The sequence below is a fragment of the Burkholderia pulmonis genome, from assembly GCF_984667975.1.
Map to the genome: position 1 here is coordinate 520,110 of NZ_OZ480186.1, position 22,449 is coordinate 542,558.

20 protein-coding genes are annotated in these 22,449 nt (G+C 66.4%); 18 read left to right on the plus strand and 2 right to left on the minus strand.

Annotated features, from left to right (window positions below):
- Window positions 1-238 precede the first annotated feature (238 nt).
- Window positions 239-1,390, minus strand: a complete 1,152-nt coding sequence (locus AC5LXK_RS02480; RefSeq protein ID WP_493390165.1) for a porin — start codon at window positions 1,388-1,390, stop codon at window positions 239-241.
- Window positions 1,391-1,665: 275 nt separating this feature from the next.
- Here AC5LXK_RS02480 and coq7 point away from each other — a divergent pair, with 275 nt between their 5' ends.
- The 18 genes from coq7 to lpxC all read left to right on the plus strand — a co-directional run bounded on the left by coq7 (window position 1,666) and on the right by lpxC (window position 21,833).
- Window positions 1,666-2,292, plus strand: coding sequence for a 2-polyprenyl-3-methyl-6-methoxy-1,4-benzoquinone monooxygenase (gene coq7, locus AC5LXK_RS02485; protein WP_493390166.1), 627 nt, complete (start codon window positions 1,666-1,668; stop codon window positions 2,290-2,292).
- Between the two features lie 386 nt (window positions 2,293-2,678).
- The gene (gene mraZ, locus AC5LXK_RS02490; protein WP_006487094.1) at window positions 2,679-3,107 is read left to right on the plus strand and encodes a division/cell wall cluster transcriptional repressor MraZ; all 429 of its coding nucleotides are present in this window, start codon (window positions 2,679-2,681) and stop codon (window positions 3,105-3,107) included.
- A 23-nt stretch (window positions 3,108-3,130) separates the two neighbouring features.
- Entirely contained in the window at window positions 3,131-4,072 is a 942-nt protein-coding gene (gene rsmH / locus AC5LXK_RS02495) for a 16S rRNA (cytosine(1402)-N(4))-methyltransferase RsmH (RefSeq protein ID WP_493390167.1), read from the plus strand.
- The gene (gene ftsL, locus AC5LXK_RS02500) at window positions 4,069-4,410 is read left to right on the plus strand and encodes a cell division protein FtsL (protein WP_493390168.1); all 342 of its coding nucleotides are present in this window, start codon (window positions 4,069-4,071) and stop codon (window positions 4,408-4,410) included. Before rsmH ends, ftsL begins: the two co-directional genes overlap by 4 nt.
- Window positions 4,407-6,254: a peptidoglycan D,D-transpeptidase FtsI family protein gene (locus AC5LXK_RS02505; RefSeq protein WP_493390169.1), complete on the plus strand. Its 1,848-nt coding sequence runs from the start codon at window positions 4,407-4,409 to the stop codon at window positions 6,252-6,254. Before ftsL ends, AC5LXK_RS02505 begins: the two co-directional genes overlap by 4 nt.
- Window positions 6,251-7,789, plus strand: coding sequence for a UDP-N-acetylmuramoyl-L-alanyl-D-glutamate--2,6-diaminopimelate ligase (locus AC5LXK_RS02510; RefSeq protein ID WP_493390170.1), 1,539 nt, complete (start codon window positions 6,251-6,253; stop codon window positions 7,787-7,789). Before AC5LXK_RS02505 ends, AC5LXK_RS02510 begins: the two co-directional genes overlap by 4 nt.
- Window positions 7,786-9,192 carry a UDP-N-acetylmuramoyl-tripeptide--D-alanyl-D-alanine ligase gene (locus AC5LXK_RS02515; RefSeq protein ID WP_493390171.1) on the plus strand — a complete coding sequence of 469 codons (1,407 nt, stop codon included), beginning with the start codon at window positions 7,786-7,788 and terminating at the stop codon, window positions 9,190-9,192. The genes AC5LXK_RS02510 and AC5LXK_RS02515 overlap by 4 nt, the downstream gene beginning before the upstream one ends.
- A 16-nt stretch (window positions 9,193-9,208) precedes the next feature.
- Entirely contained in the window at window positions 9,209-10,378 is a 1,170-nt protein-coding gene (gene mraY, locus AC5LXK_RS02520) for a phospho-N-acetylmuramoyl-pentapeptide-transferase (RefSeq protein ID WP_006477019.1), read from the plus strand.
- Window positions 10,379-10,406: 28 nt separating this feature from the next.
- Complete coding sequence (gene murD / locus AC5LXK_RS02525) at window positions 10,407-11,918, plus strand: UDP-N-acetylmuramoyl-L-alanine--D-glutamate ligase (RefSeq protein WP_493390172.1); 1,512 nt, start codon at window positions 10,407-10,409, stop codon at window positions 11,916-11,918.
- Window positions 11,915-13,198, plus strand: coding sequence for a putative lipid II flippase FtsW (gene ftsW / locus AC5LXK_RS02530; RefSeq protein ID WP_493390173.1), 1,284 nt, complete (start codon window positions 11,915-11,917; stop codon window positions 13,196-13,198). The genes murD and ftsW overlap by 4 nt, the downstream gene beginning before the upstream one ends.
- Window positions 13,195-14,298 carry an undecaprenyldiphospho-muramoylpentapeptide beta-N-acetylglucosaminyltransferase gene (gene murG, locus AC5LXK_RS02535; RefSeq protein ID WP_493390174.1) on the plus strand — a complete coding sequence of 368 codons (1,104 nt, stop codon included), beginning with the start codon at window positions 13,195-13,197 and terminating at the stop codon, window positions 14,296-14,298. The genes ftsW and murG overlap by 4 nt, the downstream gene beginning before the upstream one ends.
- Window positions 14,295-15,692: a UDP-N-acetylmuramate--L-alanine ligase gene (gene murC, locus AC5LXK_RS02540; RefSeq protein ID WP_493390175.1), complete on the plus strand. Its 1,398-nt coding sequence runs from the start codon at window positions 14,295-14,297 to the stop codon at window positions 15,690-15,692. The genes murG and murC overlap by 4 nt, the downstream gene beginning before the upstream one ends.
- Window position 15,693: 1 nt before the next feature.
- Window positions 15,694-16,635 carry a D-alanine--D-alanine ligase gene (locus AC5LXK_RS02545; protein WP_493390176.1) on the plus strand — a complete coding sequence of 314 codons (942 nt, stop codon included), beginning with the start codon at window positions 15,694-15,696 and terminating at the stop codon, window positions 16,633-16,635.
- 19 nt (window positions 16,636-16,654) lie between these two features.
- Window positions 16,655-17,407: a cell division protein FtsQ/DivIB gene (locus AC5LXK_RS02550; protein WP_493390177.1), complete on the plus strand. Its 753-nt coding sequence runs from the start codon at window positions 16,655-16,657 to the stop codon at window positions 17,405-17,407.
- A 26-nt stretch (window positions 17,408-17,433) separates the two neighbouring features.
- Window positions 17,434-18,666: a cell division protein FtsA gene (gene ftsA / locus AC5LXK_RS02555; protein WP_006487138.1), complete on the plus strand. Its 1,233-nt coding sequence runs from the start codon at window positions 17,434-17,436 to the stop codon at window positions 18,664-18,666.
- 117 nt (window positions 18,667-18,783) lie between these two features.
- On the plus strand, window positions 18,784-19,980 hold the full coding sequence (gene ftsZ, locus AC5LXK_RS02560) for a cell division protein FtsZ (protein ID WP_011350843.1): 1,197 nt from the start codon (window positions 18,784-18,786) through the stop codon (window positions 19,978-19,980).
- 188 nt (window positions 19,981-20,168) lie between these two features.
- On the plus strand, window positions 20,169-20,675 hold the full coding sequence (locus tag AC5LXK_RS02565; RefSeq protein ID WP_011544504.1) for a peroxiredoxin: 507 nt from the start codon (window positions 20,169-20,171) through the stop codon (window positions 20,673-20,675).
- A 240-nt stretch (window positions 20,676-20,915) separates the two neighbouring features.
- On the plus strand, window positions 20,916-21,833 hold the full coding sequence (gene lpxC / locus AC5LXK_RS02570; protein WP_493390178.1) for a UDP-3-O-acyl-N-acetylglucosamine deacetylase: 918 nt from the start codon (window positions 20,916-20,918) through the stop codon (window positions 21,831-21,833).
- Window positions 21,834-21,914: 81 nt separating this feature from the next.
- Here lpxC and AC5LXK_RS02575 read toward each other — a convergent pair whose 3' ends face one another.
- Window positions 21,915-22,391: a DciA family protein gene (locus tag AC5LXK_RS02575; protein ID WP_493390179.1), complete on the minus strand. Its 477-nt coding sequence runs from the start codon at window positions 22,389-22,391 to the stop codon at window positions 21,915-21,917.
- Between the last annotated feature and the right edge of the window lie 58 nt (window positions 22,392-22,449).

Here is a 22,449-nt window from a genome sequence, read left to right on the forward strand (position 1 = left end):
GATGTTTCAACCGGGCGACGCGGGCGACGGAAGCGGCGCGCCGGGATGCGCGCGCACTGCGATCCGCCAACCCGCCAACCCGCCAACCCGCCAACCCGCCAACCCGCCAACCCGCCAACCCGCCAACCCGCCAACCCGCCAACCCGCCGCGCGCCACAAGCCGGCATTGCCCCGCACCAGAAAAGAAAAAGGCGCCCGAAGGCGCCTTCAATATGCTGCGGCTTGTCAGGCAAGCTGATTAGAACTTGTGACGGATACCGATGCGCGCTGCGACCTGGTTGCTGGTGCTCGAGCCGGTGAGGCCGTTGATCGATGCGGTTGCCTGGATCACGTTGCCGTCCGCGTCGAGCACATTGCCCGATGCGTGCTGGTACACGCCGATCGCGTACACGTCGGTGCGCTTCGACAGGAAGTAGTCGACGCCCAGCGAGCCCTGATGGTACTTGGCTGCCGAGCTGCCGTTGATCTTGCTGCCTTGCGTGTAGTCGTATGCTGCGCCGACGAGCAGTGCCGGGGTCAACTGATACTTGAAGTTGAGTTCGGCGTTGTTGAACGTCGCGGACTGGCTCACGAACGGGCCTGCCGAGAAGCCCTTGAACTTCGTGTTCGAGTACGTCGCACCGACTGTCGCTGCGCCGAACGTGTAGGCGCCGCCCGCACCGATGACCTGGTACGTGTTCGCGTTGTTCGCGTACGTGCCGTAGACCGGCGACGAGACCGATGCCGATGCCGAACCGTTGTTGAACATGCCGCCGAACTGGTTCGGCGTGCGTGCGTTCAAGTAGCCGACGCCCAAGACCAGCGGGCCGTTGTTGTAGCCTGCGCCGAGCGACCAGACCTGGTTCTTCGAGAACTGGCCTGCCTGACCGCCGAAGCTGTACAAGCCGCCGAACGAGAAGCCGCCGTACGTGTTGCTCGTGAACTTGACCGCGTTGTTCACGCGGTAGGCGTTGTTGAAGTTGTCGAGATCGCCCGGGTGAGCAGCGATGTAGCCGCCCCACTGGTCGCCTGCCTCGAGCGGGCCGACGAAGTCGACGACGGAGTCGTACTGGCGACCTAGCGTGACCGTACCGTACGGGCTCGACAGGCCGACGTAAGCCTGGCGACCGAACATCAGGCCGCCCTGACCGAGCTTGCCGCTGTTCACGTCGAAACCGTTTTCGAGGGTGAAGATCGCCTTCAGGCCGCCACCGAGGTCTTCGGTGCCGCGCAGGCCGAAGCGGCTGCCTTGCATGACGCCGCTGGCCATGCTGTACAGGTGCTTGCCGCCTGCGTTGTTGTTGAAGAGCAGGCCTTCATCGATGATGCCGTAAAGCGTCACGCTGCTTTGCGCATGGGCAGCGCCAGCGAACGCACCCAGCGCGACGAGCGCGAGAAGCGACTTTTTCATTAACGGATCTCCAAGAATCACTGAATTTTTTTGGCGGGGCGGATAGTTATGTTCTGTTGACGGGCCCCATCAACTTCGCAAGAAGTCGCACGTAATGTAGCAAAGCCGATTTTTGCCACAAAGCGAAATGCTGCACCTCAAGGTCGGCATGTTTCCTTTATGCAACAATGGTTAAAATCACGGGTTAACCGCAATTTCCGCTGAATTATCAAGTCGGTTACGCAGCGGACTCGTGCCCCTGCCGCGCGCGGCGGCACCTGCAGCCAGGAGAAAAGATGGTGTTGGATGAACTGATCAGCGAATTCGATCGCGGCCTGCGATCGCTGACCGGCATTAGCCGGATGAGCCGGCCGGTGCCCGTGCCGGCCGCCGCGCCGGACGTCGAGCTGACGCCCGCGGAGCGGACGCACGCTGCCGGGCTGATGCGCGTGAATCACGTCGGCGAGGTCTGTGCGCAGGCGCTTTACCAGGCGCAGAAGCTCACCGCGCGCACGGCGTCGGCGAAGGCGATGTTCGAGGAGGCTGCGCGCGAGGAGGAGGATCACCTCGCGTGGACCGCACACCGCCTGAAGGAGCTCGACTCGCGCCCGAGCCTGCTGAACCCGCTGTGGTACGCCGGCGCGCTCGCGATCGGCGTGGCAGCCGGCACGCTCGGCGACAAGGTCAGCCTCGGCTTCATGGCCGAGACCGAGCGGCAGGTCGAGAATCACCTGGAAGGCCATATGTCCGAGCTGCCCGCGACCGATGCCGCGTCGCGCGCGATCGTCGACCAGATGCGGATCGACGAGGTGAAGCACGGCAAGGCTGCGACCGACGCCGGCGGCATCGAGCTGCCGTTGCCCGCGCGGATGCTGATGCGCGCCGCGTCGAAAGTCATGACCAGCACTGCGTACTATCTCTGAGATTCGGGCCGGGGCGGCGTGGGACGTCGCCCCGGTTCGCCACCCCCGATACCGCCCGCTTACTCCTCGTTTTCCCGCCCCCGAAAGCCCCGTCCGCACGCCCGTCTGGCCCGCCTTTCTCACGTATCACCTTCACAAGTTGCACTAGCTCATTCATTTATAACGGTTTTTGGAATGAGGGGTCGCATGAGCATGTGCGCGTAAGTCCTTGTTCTAACTAACAAAATTCGTCAAAAAAGCGGGCCGCTCCCTTGACCGTGCCACACCCTTCCTCTAAAGTGGGAGACAGTGTGAGAAAGTGTATTTTTGTGTGATTTAGCAGGCTGTTCCGGCTAAATTCTCAGCATTGGGCGGGTGCTTCGGTGCCCTGAACGGGAGAGCGGAAAGTGTTCCAAGGGGCGTCGGCGCTGACGCTCGATGCGAAAGGGCGGATGTCGGTGCCGGCTCGCTATCGCGAAGCGCTGCAAGGACAGGCAGAAGGACGGGTGACTGTGACCAAGCACCCGGACGGCTGCCTGTTGCTGTTTCCGCGCCCCGAATGGGAAGTATTCCGCGCCAAGATCGCCGCGCTGCCGATGGACGCGCACTGGTGGCGGCGAATTTTTCTCGGCAATGCGATGGACGTCGATCTCGACAGCGCGGGCCGGATTCTTGTATCGCCCGAGCTGCGTATGGCGGCCGGACTGGAAAAGGAAGTCATGTTGCTGGGAATGGGTAGTCACTTCGAGCTGTGGGATTCGCAGACCTACAACGCGAAGGAGCAGGCGGCGATGGCGCAGGGCATGCCCGACGCGCTGAAGAATTTCACGTTCTGATTGCGGTGACGGAGACGCCCGCGATGGGAAATGAATTGCGGCATCGGACGGTGCTGTTGGATGAGGCGGTCGAGTCGCTCGTGACGCGGCCGGACGGCGTGTACGTCGACGGTACGTTCGGGCGGGGCGGTCATAGCCGCGCGGTGCTCGCGCGGCTGGCGCAGGCCGGACGGCTGATCGCGTTCGACAAGGATCCGAGGGCGATCGAGACGGCGCAGGGCATCGAGGATGCGCGCTTCTCGATCGTGCATGACAGCTTTGCATCGATGCGCGACGCGCTTGCGGCGCGCGGCGTCGAGAAGGTGTCGGGTGTGTTGCTGGACCTGGGCGTGTCCTCGCCGCAGGTGGACGATCCGGCGCGCGGCTTCAGCTTCCGCGCCGATGGTCCGCTGGACATGCGAATGGATCCGACGCGTGGCGAGTCGGCGGCCGAATGGCTCGCGCGGGCTTCGGTGCAGGAATTGACGGAGGTGATACGGGATTATGGGGAAGAACGGTTTGCTTTTCAGATTGCAAAGGCGCTTGTTGCTCGCCGGGCAGAGTCCGACCGTCTTGGGCCTCTCGACACCACGGGCGAGCTTGCCCAAATCGTGGGTCACGTCGTCAAAACCCGTGAGAAGGGCAAGGATCCGGCAACCCGCACCTTTCAGGCTATACGGATTCACGTCAATCAAGAGCTTGCGGACCTGCAAGTCGTACTAGACGCGGCATTGTCGTTGCTGGAGCAAGGGGGGCGGCTGGTGGTCATCAGCTTTCATTCACTCGAGGACCGGATCGTCAAACGATTCATGCAGGCGCACGCGAGTGCGCCTGCGGTCGATCGTCGCCTGCCGATCCGCGCCGTCGACCTCCCGAGCCCGCCGCTCAAGATCGTCAGCCGCCAGTTTCCGAGTGACGCGGAAGTCGCCGAGAATCCGCGCGCCCGCTCGGCCGTGATGCGCATTGCGGAGCGCGTCACGCCATGAGCCGCTTCAATATCTTCCTGCTGATCATCGTGATGGGTTGCGCGCTGTCGGTCGTCAATTCGACGAACCAGCAGCGCCAGATCTTCATCCAGCTGCAGCGCGCGCAGTCGCAGGAGCGTCAGCTCCAGCAGGATTACGCGCAGCTTCAATATCAGCAGAGCGCGCTGTCGAAGACGTCGCGTATCGAGCAGCTCGCGAACGATTCGCTGAAGATGCAGCCGATCTCGACCGGCCGCACGCAATACCTGACGCTGCCGCCGGGCGCCGTGAAGGCGATCGACGCACCGATCCCGGCTTCGGCCGATACGGCAGGCAAGGGCAAGGGAGGCGCGCGATGAAGCCGTCCCAGAAGCGCCAGAACGTGAAGTTCTCGTCGAGCCCCGTGCTGGGCGTGCACCTGCCGATGTGGCGCTCGAAGCTCGTCGTGTTCATGCTGTTCATGGCGTTCGTCGCGCTCGCCGCGCGGGCGTTCTGGATCCAGGGGCCCGGCAACGCGTTCTACCAGAAGCAGGGCGAAAGCCGCTACCAGCGCACGATCGAGCTGCCTGCGACGCGCGGCAAGATCCTCGACCGTAACGGGCTCGTGCTCGCGACGAGCCTGCCCGTGCGCGCGATCTGGGCGATTCCCGACGCGGTGCCGGACGATCTCGACGCCGACAAGGTCAACCAGCTCGGCAAGCTCCTCGGCATGACGCCGAAGGAATTGCGCGTGAAGCTGTCGGAAGACAAGGGTTTCGTCTATGTGAAGCGCCAGGTGCCGATCGACGTCGCGGACAAGGTCGCCGCGCTCGACATTCCCGGTATCTATCAGCGCAACGAATACAAGCGTTTCTATCCGGAAGGCGAGATCACCGCTCACCTGATCGGCTTCACGAACGTCGAGGACGAAGGGCAGGAAGGCGTCGAGCTCGGCGACCAGAAGCTGCTGTCCGGCACGTCGGGCGTGCGTCGCGTGATCAAGGACCGGATGGGGCACATCATCGAGGACGTCGCCGAGCAGATCCCGCCGCACAACGGCACCGACGTCGACCTGTCGATCGACAGCAAGATCCAGTACATCGCGTACGCGAACCTGAAGGCTGCCGTCGACAAGTTCAAGGCGAAGGCCGGCGCGGCGATGGTCGTCGACGTGCGGACCGGTGAAGTGCTCGCGCTCGTCAACTACCCGACGTACAACCCGAACGACCGTTCGCGCATGACGGGCGAGCAGCTGCGCAACCGGATCATGACCGACGTGTTCGAGCCGGGCTCGATCATGAAGCCGTTCACGGTGTCGCTCGCGCTCGACCTGCACCGCGTGACGCCGAACACGCTCGTCGAAACGGGCAACGGGCATTTCGTGCTCGACGGCGCGCCGATCACCGACGACGCGGGCTTCGGCACGCTGACGGTCGGTGGCGTGATCCAGAAGTCGAGCAACATCGGCGCGACGAAGATCGCGATGACGATGCGGCCCGAGGAAATGTGGGACATGTATACGAGCATCGGCCTCGGCCAGGCGCCGAAGGTCGGGTTCCCGGGCGCGGTGGCCGGCCGCCTGCGTCCGTGGAAGAGCTGGCGCCGCATCGAGCAGGCGACGATGTCGTACGGCTATGGCCTGTCGGTGTCGCTGTTCCAGCTCGCGCGTGCGTACACGGCGATCGCGCACGACGGCGAACTGATGCCCGTGACCATTTTCAAGACCGACCCCAACCAGCCAGTCGTGGGCACGCAGGTGTTCACGGCGAACACCGCGCGCGAAGTGCGCGCGATGCTCGAGACGGTGGTCGCGCCGGGCGGCACGTCGCCGGATGCGGCCGTGCCGGGTTATCGCGTCGGCGGCAAGAGCGGTACCGCGTACAAGCACGAAGGTCACGGCTACACGCGCAAGTACCGCGCGTCGTTCGTCGGGATGGCGCCGATGCCGAATCCGCGTATCGTCGTCGCGGTGTCGGTCGACGAGCCGACCGCCGGCAGCCACTTCGGCGGCCAGGTGTCCGGCCCCGTATTCTCGGCGATCGCCGGCGACACGATGCGTGCGCTGAACGTGCCGCCGAACATGCCGATCAAGCAGCTTGTCGTGTCTGACGATTCGCCGGCGGCACCTGCCGCGCCAGGGCCGCAAAAGCTGGCCGCGGGGACCGGTGCGAAGCATATGATCGTGTCCAGCACGACGCGTAATTCACCAGGAGTTGTTCGATGAGCGCCGCCCGCAGTTCCCATCCGGCGCATCAGCAGATCGCAGCCGCGCTTGCGTGGCTGCGTCAGCATGTGGCCTCCGCGGCGCAACTGCATGCCGACACGCGCAGCCTCAAGGCTGGCGACGTGTTCGTTGCATATGCGGTCGACGGGGCAGACAACCGCGCCTTCATTGCCGATGCCGTCGCACGCGGGGCGGCTGCCGTGCTGTATCAGCCGGAAGGGCTGGCCGCTGCGCCGGTCGCGCCCGTCGCGCTCGCGGTGCCGGCACTCGACCAGCTCGCCGGCGAGATCGCAAGCGGCTGGTATGGCGATCCGAGCGACAGCCTGCTCGCGGTCGGTGTCACGGGCACGAATGGCAAGACGTCGTGCACGCAGTGGATCGCCGCTGCGCTGACGGCGCTGCATCAGCCGTGCGCGGTGATCGGCACGCTCGGCACCGGCATGCCGGGCCAGCTCGTGCCGACCGGTTTCACGACGCCCGACGCGTCGCAGCTTCAGCGCAGCCTTGCGCAGTTGCGCGACGCGGGCGCGAAGGCCGTGGCGATGGAAGTGTCGTCGCACGCGCTGCACCAGGGTCGCGTAAACGGCACGGCATTCGATGTCGCGGTGTTTACGAACCTCACGCAGGATCACCTCGACTATCACGGCACGTTCGATGCGTACGAAGCCGCGAAGGCGAAGCTGTTTGCATGGCGCGGCCTGCGCGCGGCGGTGATCAACCGCGACGATGCAGCCGGCCGCCGCCTGCTCGAGAAACTGGCCGGCCGCGTGCGCACGATCGCGTACGGGATCGGCGACGCACCGGCGCCGGACGCCGATCGCGAACTGGTCGCACTCGACGTGCGCGCGACCGCGACCGGCACCGCATTCCGCCTGCATTCGTCGTGGGGCGACGCGGACGTCGAAGTCGGCACGCTCGGCACGTTCAACGTCAGCAACCTGCTCGCCGTGCTCGGCTCGCTGCTCGCGGCCGACGTGCCGTTCGATGCGGCGCTCGCCGAGATCGAGCGGCTCGAGTCCGTCAATGGCCGGATGCAGCGGCTCGGCGGCCGGCTGCAGAACGACGAACCGCTGGTCGTGATCGACTACGCACACACGCCCGACGCGCTCGAAAAGACGCTCGACGCGCTGCGCCCGATCGCCACGGCGCGCGGCGGCCGGCTCGTCTGCATGTTCGGCTGCGGCGGCGATCGCGATGCGACGAAGCGTCCGTTGATGGGCGCGATCGCGGAGCGGCTCGCCGACGAAACCGTCGTCACGAGCGACAACCCGCGCAGCGAAGATCCGCAGCGCATCATCGACCAGATCGTCGCGGGCATGACCGCGCCCGATCGCGCACGCCGCATCGAGGATCGTGCGAGCGCGATCCTGCAGGCCGTGCGCGGCGCTGCACGCGAGGATGTCGTCGTGCTGGCCGGCAAGGGCCACGAGGCCACGCAGGAAATCATGGGCAAGAAACGCACGTTCTCGGACCAGGATCACGCGCGACTCGCACTCGCCGCGCGCGCGACGCACGGCAAGGGAGGCGGCGAATGACGATGCTCAGTCTCGGCGAAGCCGCGCGCCTGATTCCCGGCGCAACCGTCCACGGCGACGCGGGCGTCGCGTTCGACCGCGTGTCGACGGACAGCCGCACGGCCGGCCCGGGCGACCTGTTCGTCGCGCTGAAGGGCGAGCGCTTCGACGCGCACGACTTCCTCGGCGATGTCGCCGCGCGTGGGGTTGCCGCGGCGCTCGTCGCGCACGTGCCGGCCGGCGTCGCGATGCCGACGATCGAGGGCGGCGAAACGCGTGCCGCGCTCGGTGCGCTCGCGCACGGCTGGCGCATGCGATTCCCGCTGCCGCTCGTCGCGGTGACGGGCAGCAACGGCAAGACGACCGTCAAGGAAATGATCGCGTCGATCTTCGCCGCGGCGGTCGGCGCCGACGCGCGGCTCGCGACGGCCGGCAACCTGAACAACGACGTCGGCCTGCCGCTGACGCTGCTGCGCCTGTCGGCCACCCATCGTCTCGCGGTGATCGAGATCGGGATGAACCACCCGGGCGAAACCGAAGTCCTCGCGCGCCTCACGGCGCCGACGGTCGCGCTCGTCAACAACGCGCAGCGCGAGCACCAGGAATTCATGGCGACGGTCGAAGCCGTCGCGCTCGAACATGCGGCCGTAATCCATGCGCTGCCGCCGGACGGCGTCGCGGTGTTTCCGGCCGACGATGCGTACGCCGGCATCTGGCGCGTCGCGGCGACCGGCAACCGGATCCTCGACTTCGCGCTGCACGACGCCGACCGGCAGAACGACGCGCAGGTCATCGGCCGCCTTCACGGCGGCGAACTCGCGATCGACACGCCGGCGGGTGCCGTCACGGTGCGGTTGCGTGCGCTCGGCGAGCACAACGCGCGCAACGCGCTGGCCGCGACGGCCGCGGCGCTGGGCGCCGGTGTTGCGCTGTCGGCGATCAAGCAGGGTCTCGAGTCGTTCGAACCGGTCAAGGGCCGGCTGCAGGTGAAGCAGGCGAGCGCCGGCAGCCTCGCGGGCGCGACGGTCGTCGACGATACGTACAACGCGAACCCCGATTCGATGCGGGCCGCGATCGACGTGCTCGCCGCGCATCCGGCGCCGCGCGTGCTGGTGATCGGCGACATGGGCGAGGTCGGCGACGAAGGGCCGGCCTTCCACCGCGAGATCGGCGCGTATGCGCGCGAACGCGGGATCGACGCGCTGTTCGCGCTCGGCGACGCATCGCGCGACGCGTGTACCGCATACGGCGACACCGCACGCCATTTCGACGACGTCGGCGCGCTCGTGTCGGCGCTGCTCGCGGCCGGTTACGGCGCGCAGGCGACGGTCCTCGTGAAGGGCTCGCGGTACATGAAGATGGAGCGCGTGGTCGACGCGCTGACGAACCAACCCGCAGCGGGCACGTCGCCCGCTGCACACTGAGTAGAAGGAAGGAAGCATGCTGCTGGCGCTGGCGCAATGGCTGCAAGGAGACGCAAGCTTTTTGCGCTTGTTCACGTACCTCACGTTCCGTGCGGTGATGGCCACCATCACCGCGCTCGGGATCGGGCTCGTGTGCGGACCGTGGGTGATCCGCAAGCTGACGCAAATGAAGGTCGGGCAGGCCGTGCGCAAGGACGGCCCGCAGACCCACCTCGTCAAGTCCGGCACCCCGACGATGGGCGGCGTGCTGATCCTGATCGGCATCGCGGTCGCGACGCTGCTGTGGGGCGACCTGACGAACCGTTTCATCTGGATCGTGATGCTCGTCACGTTCGGCTTCGGCGTGATCGGCTGGGTCGACGATTACCGCAAGGTCGTCCACAAGGACCCGCGCGGGATGTCGTCGCGCGAGAAGTATTTCTGGCAGTCGGTGATCGGGCTGTTCGCGGCCGTCTACCTTGCCTTCAGCGTGTCCGAGGCGAACAACGTGCGCGTGTTCGACCTGTTCATGGCGTGGGTGCGGAGCGGGCTGTCGATGGGGCTGCCGGCACGTGCCGACCTGATGCTGCCGTTCCTGAAGTCGATCAGCTACCCGCTCGGCGTGTGGGGCTTCATCGTGCTGACCTACTTCGTGATCGTCGGCGCGAGCAACGCGGTGAACCTGACCGACGGCCTCGACGGCCTCGTGATCATGCCGGTCGTGCTGGTCGGTGCGTCGCTCGGTGTGTTCGCGTACGTGATGGGCAGCGCGGTCTATTCAAAATACCTGCTGTTCCCGCACATTCCGGGCGCGGGCGAACTGCTGATCTTCTGTTCCGCGATGGGTGGGGCAGGGCTCGCGTTCCTCTGGTACAACACGCACCCCGCGCAGGTGTTCATGGGCGACGTCGGCGCGCTGGCGCTCGGCGGCGCGCTCGGCACGGTCGCGGTGATCGTGCGCCAGGAAATCGTGCTGTTCATCATGGGCGGCATCTTCGTCGCGGAAACACTGTCGGTGATGCTGCAGGTTTCGTGGTTCAAGTACACGAAGAAGCGTTACGGCGAAGGGCGGCGCCTGCTGAAGATGGCACCGCTGCATCACCATTTCGAATTGTCCGGCTGGAAGGAAACGCAGGTGGTCGTGCGTTTCTGGATCATCACGCTGATGCTGTGCCTGTTCGGTCTGACCACCCTCAAGCTGCGGTAAAGGAAAGGTAACAAGGATGTCTGGCGAGATGTTTGGAGATCGGCAACGGCCGATGGTGCTCGTACTGGGGCTCGGGGAATCGGGTCTCGCGATCGCGCGATGGTGCGCGAGGCACGGGTGCCGGCTGCGTATTGCCGATACCCGCGAGGCGCCGCCGAACCTTGCCGCGCTGCAGGCCGAAGGCATCGATGCGGAATTCGTCGGCGGGGCGTTCACGCCGGCGCTGCTCGACGGCGGTGTCGAGCTCGTCGGGCTGAGCCCCGGCCTGTCGCCGCTCGAACCGGCGCTCGCGGCGCTGGTCGCCGCTGCGAACGAGCGCGGGATCGCGGTGTGGGGCGAACTGGAATTCTTCGCGCAGGCGCTGCGCGCGCTCGGCACGAGCGGCTACCAGCCGAAGGTGCTCGCGATCACCGGCACCAACGGCAAGACCACGACGACGAGTCTCACGGGCCTGCTGTGCCAGCGCTCGGGCAAGAAGGTCGCGGTCGCGGGCAACATCAGCCCGGCGATGCTCGACCGGCTTGCGAACGCGATCGACGAAACCGCGCTGCCCGACGTATGGGTGCTCGAACTGTCGAGCTTCCAGCTCGAGACCGCGCGCACGTTTGCGCCCGATGCGGCCGCGATCCTCAATATCACGCAGGACCACCTCGACTGGCACGGCAGCTTCGACGCATACGCGCAGGCAAAGGGCCGGATCTTCGGCGCGACGACGACGCGCGTGCTGAACCGCGACGATGCGGCCGTGATGAAGTTCGCGCCGGCAACCGGCGCGGCCGACGCGCCGCGCACGGTCACGTTCGGCCTGAACGAACCGGTACAGGACGGCGATTACGGGCTGTCGCGCGACAACGGCATCGCATGGCTGGTGGAAGCCGTCGATCGCGACGCGCCGGATGAAGCGACGACGACCCGCCGCCGCAAGCGCGACGCCGCGCATACACCCGACATCGCGCAGAAGCGCCTGATGCCGGCCGACGCGCTGCGCATTCGCGGGCTGCACAACGCGGCGAACGCGCTGGCCGCGTTCGCGCTCGCCCGCGCGATCGACCTGCCGGCCGCGCCGCTGCTGCACGCACTGCGCGAATACCGCGGCGAAGCGCATCGCGTCGAAGTGATCGCGACGATCGACGACGTGGACTACGTCGACGACAGCAAGGGCACGAACGTCGGTGCGACGGTTGCCGCGCTCGACGGGCTCGCGCAGAAGATCGTGCTGATCGCGGGCGGCGACGGCAAGGGCCAGGATTTCGCGCCGCTGGTCGCGCCGGTCGCACGCTGGTGCCGCGCGGTGATGCTGATCGGCCGCGACGCGCCGGCGATCCGCGACACGCTCGCGGATACGGGCGTGCCGCTCGCCGACCACACGACGCTCGAAGGCGCGGTGCACGCGGCGGCCGACGTCGCGGAGCCGGGCGATGCGGTGCTGCTGTCGCCGGCATGCGCGAGCCTCGACATGTTCAGGAACTACGCCCATCGCGCGGATGTGTTCCGCGCGGCGGTCGACGAAATCGCCATCGATAAAGGAGCGACGCAATGAGCTGGTCCGATCGCCTCGTCTCCCGTTTCAACGACCGGCGCGACACCGGCGGCAATGCCGCGGGCGGCCGCGTCGCGTCGGCCACGCGCGCTGCGACGGGCGGCCTCGCCAGCGTCGTCAACGGCGTGCGCCCGAGCCGTTCGCGGATGCTCGATTTCGATTACTCGCTGTTGTGGGTCGCGATCGCGCTGCTCGGGCTCGGCGTCGTGATGGTGTATTCGGCGTCGATCGCGATGCCCGATTCGCCGAAATACGCGTCGTATCACGACTATGCGTTCCTGATGCGCCATTGCATCTCGCTCGTCGTCGCGTTCATCGCGGCGGTGATCGCGTTCCGCGTGCCGATCTCGACGTGGGACAAGTACGCGCCGCACCTCTTCCTGATCGCGCTCGTCGGCCTCGTGATCGTGCTGATCCCGCACGTCGGCAAGGGCGTGAACGGTGCGCGCCGCTGGATTCCGCTCGGCATCACGAACATGCAGCCGTCGGAAATCATGAAGCTCGCGGTGACGATCTACGCGGCGAACTACACGGTGCGCAAGCAGGAATACATGCAGAGCTTCGCGAAAGGCTTCCTGCCGATGGCGTTCGCGGTCGGCCTGGTCGGCGCGCTGCTGCTGCTCGAGCCCGACATGGGCGCGTTCATGGTGGTCGCCGCGATCGCGATGGGCGTGCTGTTCCTCGGCGGCGTGAACGGCAAGCTGTTCGGCGGCCTCGTCGCGACGGCGGTCGGCACGTTCACGATGCTCGTGTGGCTGTCGCCGTGGCGTCGCGAGCGGATCTTCGCGTATCTCGATCCGTGGGACGAGCGCTACGCGCAGGGCAAGGCGTACCAGCTCACGCACTCGCTGATCGCATTCGGCCGCGGCGAATGGTTCGGCGTCGGTCTTGGCGGCAGCATCGAGAAGCTGAACTACCTGCCGGAAGCGCATACCGACTTCATCCTCGCGGTGATCGGCGAGGAACTCGGCTTCGTCGGCGTGCTGGTCGTGATCCTGCTGTTCTACTGGATCGTGCGCCGCGCGTTCGAGATCGGCCGCCAGGCGCTCGCGCTCGATCGCACGTTCGCCGGCCTGATGGCGAAGGGCATCGGCATCTGGTTCGGTGCACAGACGTTCATCAACATGGGCGTGAACCTCGGCCTGCTGCCGACCAAGGGCCTGACGCTGCCGCTCGTGAGCTACGGCGGCTCGGGCATCCTGATGAACTGCGTCGCGCTCGCGGTGCTGCTGCGGGTCGACTACGAAAACCGGGTGCTGATGCGCGGAGGGAAGGTATGACCGCGTCGCAACGCACGCTGATGGTGATGGCAGGCGGCACCGGGGGCCATGTGTTCCCGGGGCTCGCGGTCGCGCACCGGATGGAAGCGGCGGGCTGGCGCGTCGTATGGCTCGGCAATCCGGCCGGGATGGAAGCGACGCTCGTGCCGAAGCACGGCATTCCGATGGAATACGTGCGGTTCGGCGGGCTGCGCGGCAAGGGCCTGAAGACCAAGCTGACGCTGCCGGTCAACCTGCTGCGTGCGTGCTGGCAGAGCCTCGGCGCACTGCGCCGCGTGCGGCCGGACGTCGTGCTCGGGATGGGCGGCTACATCACGTTTCCGGCGGGCGTGATGACCGCACTGTCGGGGCGTCCGCTCGTGCTGCATGAACAGAATTCGATCGCGGGCCTGACGAACAAGGTGCTCGCGAAACTCGCGAAGCGCGTGCTCGTCGCGTTCCCCGGCGCGCTGCCGCATGCGGAATGGACGGGTAACCCGATTCGCGCGGAACTGGCGCACACGGAACCGCCCAAAGCACGCTATGCGTCGCGCAGCGGCCCGCTGAACGTGCTGGTGGTCGGCGGCAGCCTCGGTGCGGCCGCGCTGAACGAAGTCGTGCCGCGCGCGCTGGCGCTGCTGACGGCGGGCGAGCGCCCGCGCGTCGTGCACCAGGCCGGCGTGAAGCACATCGAAGCATTGAAGGCGAATTACGAAGCGGCCGGTTTCGCGGCCGGCGAAGACGTGCGGCTCGTGCCGTTCATCGACGACATGGCTGCCGCGTATGCGGCGGCGGACCTGGTGATCTGCCGGTCGGGCGCGATGACGGTGTCGGAGATCGCGGCGGTGGGCGTGGCGGCGCTGTTCGTGCCGTTCCCGCACGCGGTCGACGATCACCAGACGACCAATGCCGCGTTCCTCGCCGATGCGGGCGCGGCCGTGCTGGTGCAACAACGCGACCTGTCGGCGGAGCTGCTTGCCGACTGGCTGCGCGGCCAGTCGCGGGCGTCGCTCGCGGACATGGCGGAACGTTCGCGCTCGCTGGCGAAGCCCGAGGCCACCGACGAAGTCGCGCGCGTGTGCGCGAAGGCGGCCGGCGCGAACCTGGAAACACTGCAATGAAACACATCGTCAAACACATTCATTTCGTCGGGATCGGCGGCGCGGGCATGAGCGGCATCGCCGAAGTGCTCGTCAATCTCGGCTACGAGGTCAGCGGCTCGGACCTGTCGCGCAATGCGGTGACCGATCGCCTCGCGGCTCTCGGCGCACGGATCGCGATCGGCCACGACGCGGCGAACATCGAGGGCGCGAACGCGGTCGTCGTGTCGACGGCCGTGCGGTCGGACAACCCGGAAGTGCTCGCCGCCCGCCACCAGCGCGTGCCGATCGTGCAGCGCGCGGTGATGCTCGCGGAACTGATGCGCCTGAAGCAGGGGATCGCGATCGCCGGCACGCACGGCAAGACCACGACGACGAGCCTCGTCGCGAGCGTGCTCGCGGCGGGCGGCCTCGACCCGACCTTCGTGATCGGCGGCCGCCTGATCAGTGCCGGCGCGAATGCGCGGCTCGGCACCGGCGATTTCATCGTCGCCGAGGCCGACGAGTCGGACGCGTCGTTCCTGAACCTGTATCCGGTGATCGAAGTCATCACGAACATCGATGCCGACCACATGGACACCTACGGCCACGATTTCGCGCGGCTCAAGCAGGCGTTCATCGAATTCACGCAGCGCCTGCCGTTCTACGGCAGCGCGGTCGTGTGCGTCGACGATCCGAACGTGCGGCAGATCATCCCGTTCATCTCGAAGCCGGTCGTGCGCTACGGCCTGTCGCCGGATGCGCAGGTGCGCGCGGAAGACATCGACGCGCGCGACGGCCGGATGCACTTCACGGTGATCCGCGAAGGTCGTGCGCCGCTCGCGGTCGTGCTGAACATGCCGGGCCTGCACAACGTGCAGAACGCGCTCGCGGCGATCGCGATCGCGACCGATCTTGGTGTGTCGGACGACGCGATTCAGCTGGCGCTGGCGGAATTCAACGGCGTCGGCCGGCGCTTCCAGCGCTACGGCGAGGTGCCGGCGGCTGACGGCGGCCAGTACACGCTGATCGACGACTACGGCCATCACCCGGTCGAGATGGCCGCGACGATCGCGGCCGCACGCGGTGCGTTCCCGGGCCGCCGCCTCGTGCTGGCGTTCCAGCCGCACCGCTACACGCGCACGCGCGACTGCTTCGACGATTTCGTCAACGTGCTGTCGACGGTCGATGCGCTGGTGCTGACGGAAGTCTACGCGGCCGGCGAGGCCGCGATCCCGACGGCGAGCGGCGACGCGCTGTCGCGTGCGCTGCGCGCGGTGGGCAAGGTTGACCCGGTGTTCGTCGCGACGGTCGACGACGTGCCGGACGCATTGGCGAAGGTCGCGCAGGGCGGCGACGTGGTGATCACGATGGGCGCGGGTTCGATCGGCGGCGTGCCGGCGAAGGTCGCACAGCACACTCAACAGAAGGCATGACATGAGCGGGATTGATCCGAAGCGTTTCGGCAAGGTGGCGGTGTTGTTCGGCGGTGAGTCGTCGGAGCGCGAGGTGTCGCTCACATCGGGCCGCCTCGTGCTGCAGGGCCTGCGTGACGCGGGCGTCGACGCGCATCCGTTCGACCCGGCCGAGCGTCCGCTGGCGGCGCTGAAGGACGAAGGCTTCGTGCGCGCGTTCAACGCGCTGCACGGCGGCTACGGCGAGAACGGCCAGATCCAGGGCGCGCTCGATTTCTACGGCATTCGCTATACGGGCAGCGGCGTGCTCGGGTCGGCGCTCGGCCTCGACAAGTTCCGCACGAAGCTCGTGTGGCAGCAGACGGGCATACCGACGCCGCCGTTCGAGACGGTGATGCGCGGCGACGACCTGGCCGCGCGCGCGACCGACATCGTCGCGAAGCTCGGCCTGCCGCTGTTCGTGAAGCCGGCAAGCGAAGGCTCGAGCGTCGCGGTGCTGAAGGTGAAGACGGCTGACGCGTTGCCGGCCGCACTCGCGGAAGCCGCGAAGCATGACCCGATCGTGATCGTCGAGAAGAGCATCGAGGGCGGCGGCGAATACACCGCCTGCATCGCCGGCGATCTCGACCTGCCGGTGATCAAGATCGTGCCGGCCGGCGAGTTCTACGACTATCACGCGAAGTACGTCGCCGACGACACGCAATACCTGATTCCGTGCGGGCTGCCCGCCGACCAGGAAGCGGAACTCAAGCGCATCGCGCGCCGTGCGTTCGACGTGCTCGGCTGCACCGACTGGGGCCGGGCGGATTTCATGCTCGACGCGGCCGGCAACGCGTATTTCCTGGAAGTGAACACGGCCCCCGGGATGACCGACCATTCGCTGCCGCCGAAGGCCGCGCGTGCGGTCGGCATCAGCTATTCGGAGCTGGTCGTGAAGGTGCTGTCGCTCACGCTCAACGACTGACGCAGGAACGGAACGACGTATGTGGAACAACGTTCGCCAACTCAACCTTGCCGCCAGCGTGCTCTACGCGCTGCTGCTGCTCGTGTTGGCGGCGGCCGGTTGCTACTGGCTGATCCAGCGCCCGACGTTCGCGCTGCGGGAAATCCGGATCGATGGCGATACCGAGCACATCAACTCGCCGACGGTGCGCGCGGGCGTGGTCGGCCGGCTGAAGGGCAATTTCTTCACGGTCGACCTCGACACGGCACGCGCCGCGTTCGAGCAGATGCCGTGGGTGCGTCACGCGAGCGTGCGCCGGGTGTGGCCGAATGCGCTGGCTGTCACGCTGGAGGAGTACAAACCGCTCGGGACCTGGGGCAGTGACCAACTGGTGAGCGTCGACGGCGAGCTGTTCACCGCGAACCAGGGCGAGCTGGAGCAGGAGCTGCCGGCGTTCGACGGCCCGGAAGGCAGTGCGAAGGAAGTCGTCACGCGGTATCGCGACTTCGGGAAATGGTTTGCGCCGCTGAAGGCGGCGCCGGAAGAAGTGACGCTGTCGGCGCGGTACGCGTGGACGGTGAAGCTGTCGAACGGCATGCAGGTCGAGCTGGGCAAGGAACGCAACAGCGACACATTGCATGACCGGAGCCAGCGCCTGGTCGCCGCCTGGCCGGCGGTCACGGAGCGTTGGGGCAACGACATCGAGTACGCGGACCTGCGTTATCCGAACGGATTCGCGATTCGTGCGGCAGGCATGCGGTTCCTGACCGATACCGACAAGCGCAAGAAGTAACGAGAGATCACACGCAAGAGCACTTTATGAGCAAAGACTACAAGGATCTGCTGGTTTCCCTCGACATCGGCACGTCGAAGGTGGTGGCCATCGTCGCCGAGCTGAAGGGCGAGGGTCACTACGAGGTGATCGGTCTCGGCCAGAGCGAGTCGAAGGGTCTGAAGAAAGGCGTGGTGGTCAACATCGAGGCCACCGTGCAGTCGATCCAGCGCGCGCTCGAGGAAGCCGAGCTGATGGCCGACTGCAAGATCACCAACGTGTTCACGGGGATCGCGGGCAGCCACATCCGCAGCTTCAACTCGAGCGGGATGGTCGCGATCAAGGACAAGGAAGTCACGCAGACGGACGTCGCGCGCGTGATCGAGACCGCGAAGGCGATCAACATCCCGACCGACCAGCAGGTGCTGCACATCCTCACGCAGGAATTCATCATCGACGGCCAGGAAGACGTGCGCGAGCCGATCGGGATGAGCGGTATCCGCCTCGAGGTGAAGGTGCACATCGTGACGGGCGCGGTGAGCGCCGCGCAGAACATCGTCAAGTGCGTGCGCCGCTGCGGGCTGGAAGTGAACGACCTGATCCTGCAGCCGCTCGCGTCGTCGCTGGCGGTACTGACGGAAGACGAGAAGGATCTCGGCGTGGTGCTGGTCGACATCGGCGGCGGCACGACGGACATCGCGATCTTCGCGGAAGGCGCGATCCGACACACGGCGGTGATTCCGATCGCCGGCGACCAGATCACGAGCGACATCGCGATGGCGCTGCGCACGCCGACGCCGGATGCGGAAGACATCAAGGTCGGCTACGGGATCGCGAAGCAGGCGCTCGCCGATCCTGACGAAATGGTCGAAGTGCCGGGCCTCGGCGAACGCGGCCCGCGCACGTTGTCGCGCCAGGCGCTCGCCGCCGTGATCGAGCCGCGTGTCGAGGAACTGTTCTCGCTCGTGCAGCAGGTCGTGCGCGAATCGGGTTACGAAGAACTGTTGAGCTCCGGCGTGGTCATTACCGGCGGGGCATCGATGATGCCGGGCATGGTCGAGCTCGGCGAAGACATTTTCCTGAAACCGGTGCGCATCGGCGCGCCGGAATATGCAGGCGGCCTCTCCGACGTCGTGCGCAATCCGCGCTACTCGACGGCGATGGGGCTGCTCGTCGAAGGCAGTGCGCAGCGCATGCGCGGCCGCAAGGTCGCCGTGCAGTCCGGCAACGCGGGGCAGGTGTTCTCGCGGATGAAGGAATGGTTCCTGAGCAACTTCTGACGAACTGAACCGAATCGAAATTCGCGCTGGTGCCGGCGGCTGGCGCGCGACAGGGGGTTGCCCGATCTCCTGCCGAATAACGGCCGAGTAGTAGTCATTCTCTTGACGGAGGCAACAATGGAATTCGAAATGCTGGAAACCGAAACCAACGGCACCATCATCAAGGTGGTCGGCGTTGGCGGCGCTGGCGGCAATGCCGTCCAGCACATGATCAACCGCGGCGTGCAGGGCGTCGACTTCATCGTGATGAACACGGACGCCCAGGCGCTGTCGCGTTCGCGAGCATCGTCGGTGATCCAGCTTGGCAATACGGGCCTCGGCGCCGGTGCGAAGCCGGAAATGGGTCGTGCGGCAGCGGAAGAAGCGCGTGAGCGCATCGCCGACGCACTGCGCGGCGCGCACATGGTGTTCATCACGGCCGGCATGGGTGGTGGCACGGGCACGGGCGCGGCACCGGTGGTCGCGCAAATCGCGAAGGAGATGGGCATCCTGACGGTCGGTGTCGTCAGCAAGCCGTTCGAGTTCGAAGGCGGCAAGCGCATGCGCGTCGCTGAAGCAGGTTCGCAGCAACTGGAGGATCACGTCGACTCGCTGATCGTCGTTCTGAACGACAAGCTGTTCGACGTGATGGGCGACGACGCCGAGATGGACAAGTGCTTCCAGTGCGCAGACGACGTGTTGAACAACGCGGTTGCAGGCATCGCGGAAATCATCAACGTCGATGGCCTCGTGAACGTCGACTTCGAAGACGTGAAGACGGTGATGGGCGAGCAGGGCAAGGCGATGATGGGCACGGCGACGGTTGCCGGCGTCGATCGCGCACGCCTCGCGGCAGAGCAAGCCGTGGCGAGCCCGCTGCTGGAAGGCGTGGATCTGTCGGGCGCGCGCGGCGTGCTGGTCAACATCACGTCGAGCCGTTCGCTGCGCCTGTCGGAAACGCGCGAAGTGATGAACACGATCAAGAGCTACGCGGCGGAAGATGCCACGGTGATCTTCGGCGCGGTGTACGACGACGCGATGGGCGATGCGCTGCGGGTGACGGTCGTGGCAACGGGTCTGGGCCGTGCGGCGAAGAAGCAGCAGTCGGCACCGATGACGCTGCTGCGCACGGGTACGGACAACCAGCCGGTCAGCGCGGTTTCGCACGGCTATGCACCGACGCACCACGTCAGCACGGCAGACTACGGCGCGCTGGATACGCCGGCAGTGTGGCGCAATTCGCGCGAAACCGCGGCATCGCACGTGCAGGCGCTGCAGGAGAAGGGGGTCGACACGTACGACATCCCGGCTTTCCTGCGCAAGCAGGCTGACTGACGCAAACACAGGCGAAGCCGCGGCGAAACTGCCGCGGTATCGCCGGCGTGACGGATGCTACGGACCACGACAGGCCGCGTCGGCTGCGACGCCGGGCCGGGAAACGTGCCCTCTTCGCTTAGGCGGGGCGGGATGGGCCGTGCTGTCCGCAACACGCTGAAAAACCGTATCGCTATGAGGGACCAGCCATGATTCAAGTGGGCGACGCGCTGCCCGACGCGCAACTGTTCGAGTTCATCGACGACGCGCGAGAAGGGTGCACGCTGGGGCCGAATGCCTACAGCGTGCGCGACCAGGTTGCGGGAAAGCGGGTGGTGATCTTCGGATTGCCGGGCGCTTTCACGCCGACCTGCTCGGCGCAGCATGTGCCGGGCTACGTCGAACACGCCGAGCAACTACGCGCGGCGGGGATCGACGAGATCTGGTGCGTGTCCGTCAACGACGCATTCGTGATGGGCGCATGGGGACGTGATCTGCACACCGCGGGCAAGGTGCGCATGATGGCGGACGGCAGCGCGGCTTTCACTCATGCGCTGGGGCTGACGCAGGATTTGTCCGCGCGTGGCATGGGAATTCGTTCCCTGCGCTACGCGATGGTGATTGACGGCGGTGTGGTCAAGACGCTGGCCGTCGAGGCGCCGGGCAAATTCGAAGTGAGCGATGCGGCGAGTGTTCTCGCGACGTTGACGTCCTGATCGTGCGGTGCGCCGTTGCCTTCCGGCAACGCTGCTCACCGACCTCAGGGCAGTTGTAACACGGGCTGATGACCGGAAACGCCTCCGTTCCGGGCATCGGCCCGTCCCGTATCGGCGCGGGTAAACTGCCGAAACAGATTGATACGCAGTTTCAAACAGCGTTGAATAGGGAATTACGCTATAATCCCGCCTATCGAATATAACTCCTGATTGATATCTTCAATCAAGACGAAGAACACCATGTTGAAGCAGCGCACCATCAAATCCATCGTGAAGACCGTGGGTATCGGTGTCCACTCGGGCCGCAAGATCGAGTTGACGCTCCGTCCCGCCGCGCCCGGCACGGGCATCGTCTTTTCACGCGTCGACCTGCCCACGCCCGTCGACATTCCCGCATCGGCGATGTCGATCGGCGACACGCGGCTCGCGTCGGTGCTGCAGAAGGATGGCGTGCGCGTGTCGACCGTCGAGCACCTGATGTCCGCGTGCGCGGGCCTCGGCATCGACAACCTGTACGTCGATGTGACGGCCGAGGAAATCCCGATCATGGACGGCAGCGCGGCAACGTTCGTGTTCCTGATCCAGTCTGCCGGCATCGAGGAGCAGAATTCGCCGAAGCGCTTCATCAAGGTGACGAAGCCGGTCGAAATCCGCGATGGCGACAAGTTCGCGCGTCTCGACCCGTATTTCGGCTTCAAGCTGAAGTTCTCGATCGACTTCCGTCATCCGGCCGTCGACAAGACGGGCCAGGAGCTCGAGGTTGATTTCGCGACCACGTCGTACGTGCGCGAGATCGCGCGTGCGCGCACGTTCGGCTTCGCGCATGAGGCCGAAATGCTGCGCGAGATCGGCCTGGCGCGCGGCGGCAGCATGGACAACGCGATCGTGCTCGACGAGTACCGGATCCTGAACAACGACGGGTTGCGCTACGACGACGAGTTCGTGAAGCACAAGATGCTCGACGCGATCGGCGACCTGTACGTGATCGGCCATCCGCTGCTGGCGTCGTACACCGCGTACAAGTCGGGCCACGGCCTGAACAACGCACTGCTGCGCGAACTGCTCGCGCATGAAGACGCGTACGAGATCGTGACGTTCGACGATTCGCAGGCCGCGCCGAAAGGGTTTGCGTTCGACGCGCAGACGGCTTTCGCGTGACCTGCGTTCAGCTCGAGCGATAAAAAAAGCGGCCTTCGGGCCGCTTTTTTGTTGGCCGGCTGCCGCCGGTGACGCGTGCCGTCAGCGCGGCTTCGCGCCGTGCCGGGCGGCCATTCGTGCAAGCGCGTCCTGCAGCGGCGACGGTTCGAGGTGATCGGCGAGCTCGCGCAACGCGACGGCGCCGACCGAGGTCATCCGCGCCTGCTTCACGTGCGGCGGCTCCGGCGCGTCCTTCGGTCGCACGCGCACGCGCAGCGCCGTCACGGGCCAGCCGCGCTTCTGGAGATCGCCGAGCAGGCGCGGCTCGACCTGTCGCAGCCGGGCGGCCAGCGCATTGTGCGCGGCAAAGAGGGTCAGGGTGCCGTCCTTGACGAAGCCCGGTTCGACGTGATTCGCGAGGTAGTCGGGCAGGAACTCGCCGAGGTCGCGCTGCAGCGACGCGATCTGCTCGACGCCGGCGCGCAGCGCCGCGAACGCGTCGGTACGACCGAGCACTTCGGACACGGGTTGCGGGCGATAGGCGGCGAGCGGGCCGAAACGCTTGGAAAATCGGTTCATCGAGGCTTTCTTCGAGCGCGCACGCGCGCGGACGTTGCTGCCGATTGTACCCGTGCGG

Excerpts from the sequence above, each read along its gene's own strand:
- AC5LXK_RS02480 (WP_493390165.1), bottom strand. The coding sequence starts at position 1,390 with ATGAAAAAGTCGCTTCTCGCGCTCGTCGCGCTGGGTGCGTTCGCTGGC.
- coq7 (WP_493390166.1), top strand. The coding sequence starts at position 1,666 with ATGGTGTTGGATGAACTGATCAGCGAATTCGATCGCGGCCTGCGATCG.
- rsmH (WP_493390167.1), top strand. The coding sequence starts at position 3,131 with ATGGGAAATGAATTGCGGCATCGGACGGTGCTGTTGGATGAGGCGGTC.
- ftsL (WP_493390168.1), top strand. The coding sequence starts at position 4,069 with ATGAGCCGCTTCAATATCTTCCTGCTGATCATCGTGATGGGTTGCGCG.
- AC5LXK_RS02505 (WP_493390169.1), top strand. The coding sequence starts at position 4,407 with ATGAAGCCGTCCCAGAAGCGCCAGAACGTGAAGTTCTCGTCGAGCCCC.
- AC5LXK_RS02510 (WP_493390170.1), top strand. The coding sequence starts at position 6,251 with ATGAGCGCCGCCCGCAGTTCCCATCCGGCGCATCAGCAGATCGCAGCC.
- AC5LXK_RS02515 (WP_493390171.1), top strand. The coding sequence starts at position 7,786 with ATGACGATGCTCAGTCTCGGCGAAGCCGCGCGCCTGATTCCCGGCGCA.
- mraY (WP_006477019.1), top strand. The coding sequence starts at position 9,209 with ATGCTGCTGGCGCTGGCGCAATGGCTGCAAGGAGACGCAAGCTTTTTG.
- murD (WP_493390172.1), top strand. The coding sequence starts at position 10,407 with ATGTTTGGAGATCGGCAACGGCCGATGGTGCTCGTACTGGGGCTCGGG.
- ftsW (WP_493390173.1), top strand. The coding sequence starts at position 11,915 with ATGAGCTGGTCCGATCGCCTCGTCTCCCGTTTCAACGACCGGCGCGAC.
- murG (WP_493390174.1), top strand. The coding sequence starts at position 13,195 with ATGACCGCGTCGCAACGCACGCTGATGGTGATGGCAGGCGGCACCGGG.
- murC (WP_493390175.1), top strand. The coding sequence starts at position 14,295 with ATGAAACACATCGTCAAACACATTCATTTCGTCGGGATCGGCGGCGCG.
- AC5LXK_RS02545 (WP_493390176.1), top strand. The coding sequence starts at position 15,694 with ATGAGCGGGATTGATCCGAAGCGTTTCGGCAAGGTGGCGGTGTTGTTC.
- AC5LXK_RS02550 (WP_493390177.1), top strand. The coding sequence starts at position 16,655 with ATGTGGAACAACGTTCGCCAACTCAACCTTGCCGCCAGCGTGCTCTAC.
- ftsA (WP_006487138.1), top strand. The coding sequence starts at position 17,434 with ATGAGCAAAGACTACAAGGATCTGCTGGTTTCCCTCGACATCGGCACG.
- ftsZ (WP_011350843.1), top strand. The coding sequence starts at position 18,784 with ATGGAATTCGAAATGCTGGAAACCGAAACCAACGGCACCATCATCAAG.
- AC5LXK_RS02565 (WP_011544504.1), top strand. The coding sequence starts at position 20,169 with ATGATTCAAGTGGGCGACGCGCTGCCCGACGCGCAACTGTTCGAGTTC.
- lpxC (WP_493390178.1), top strand. The coding sequence starts at position 20,916 with ATGTTGAAGCAGCGCACCATCAAATCCATCGTGAAGACCGTGGGTATC.
- AC5LXK_RS02575 (WP_493390179.1), bottom strand. The coding sequence starts at position 22,391 with ATGAACCGATTTTCCAAGCGTTTCGGCCCGCTCGCCGCCTATCGCCCG.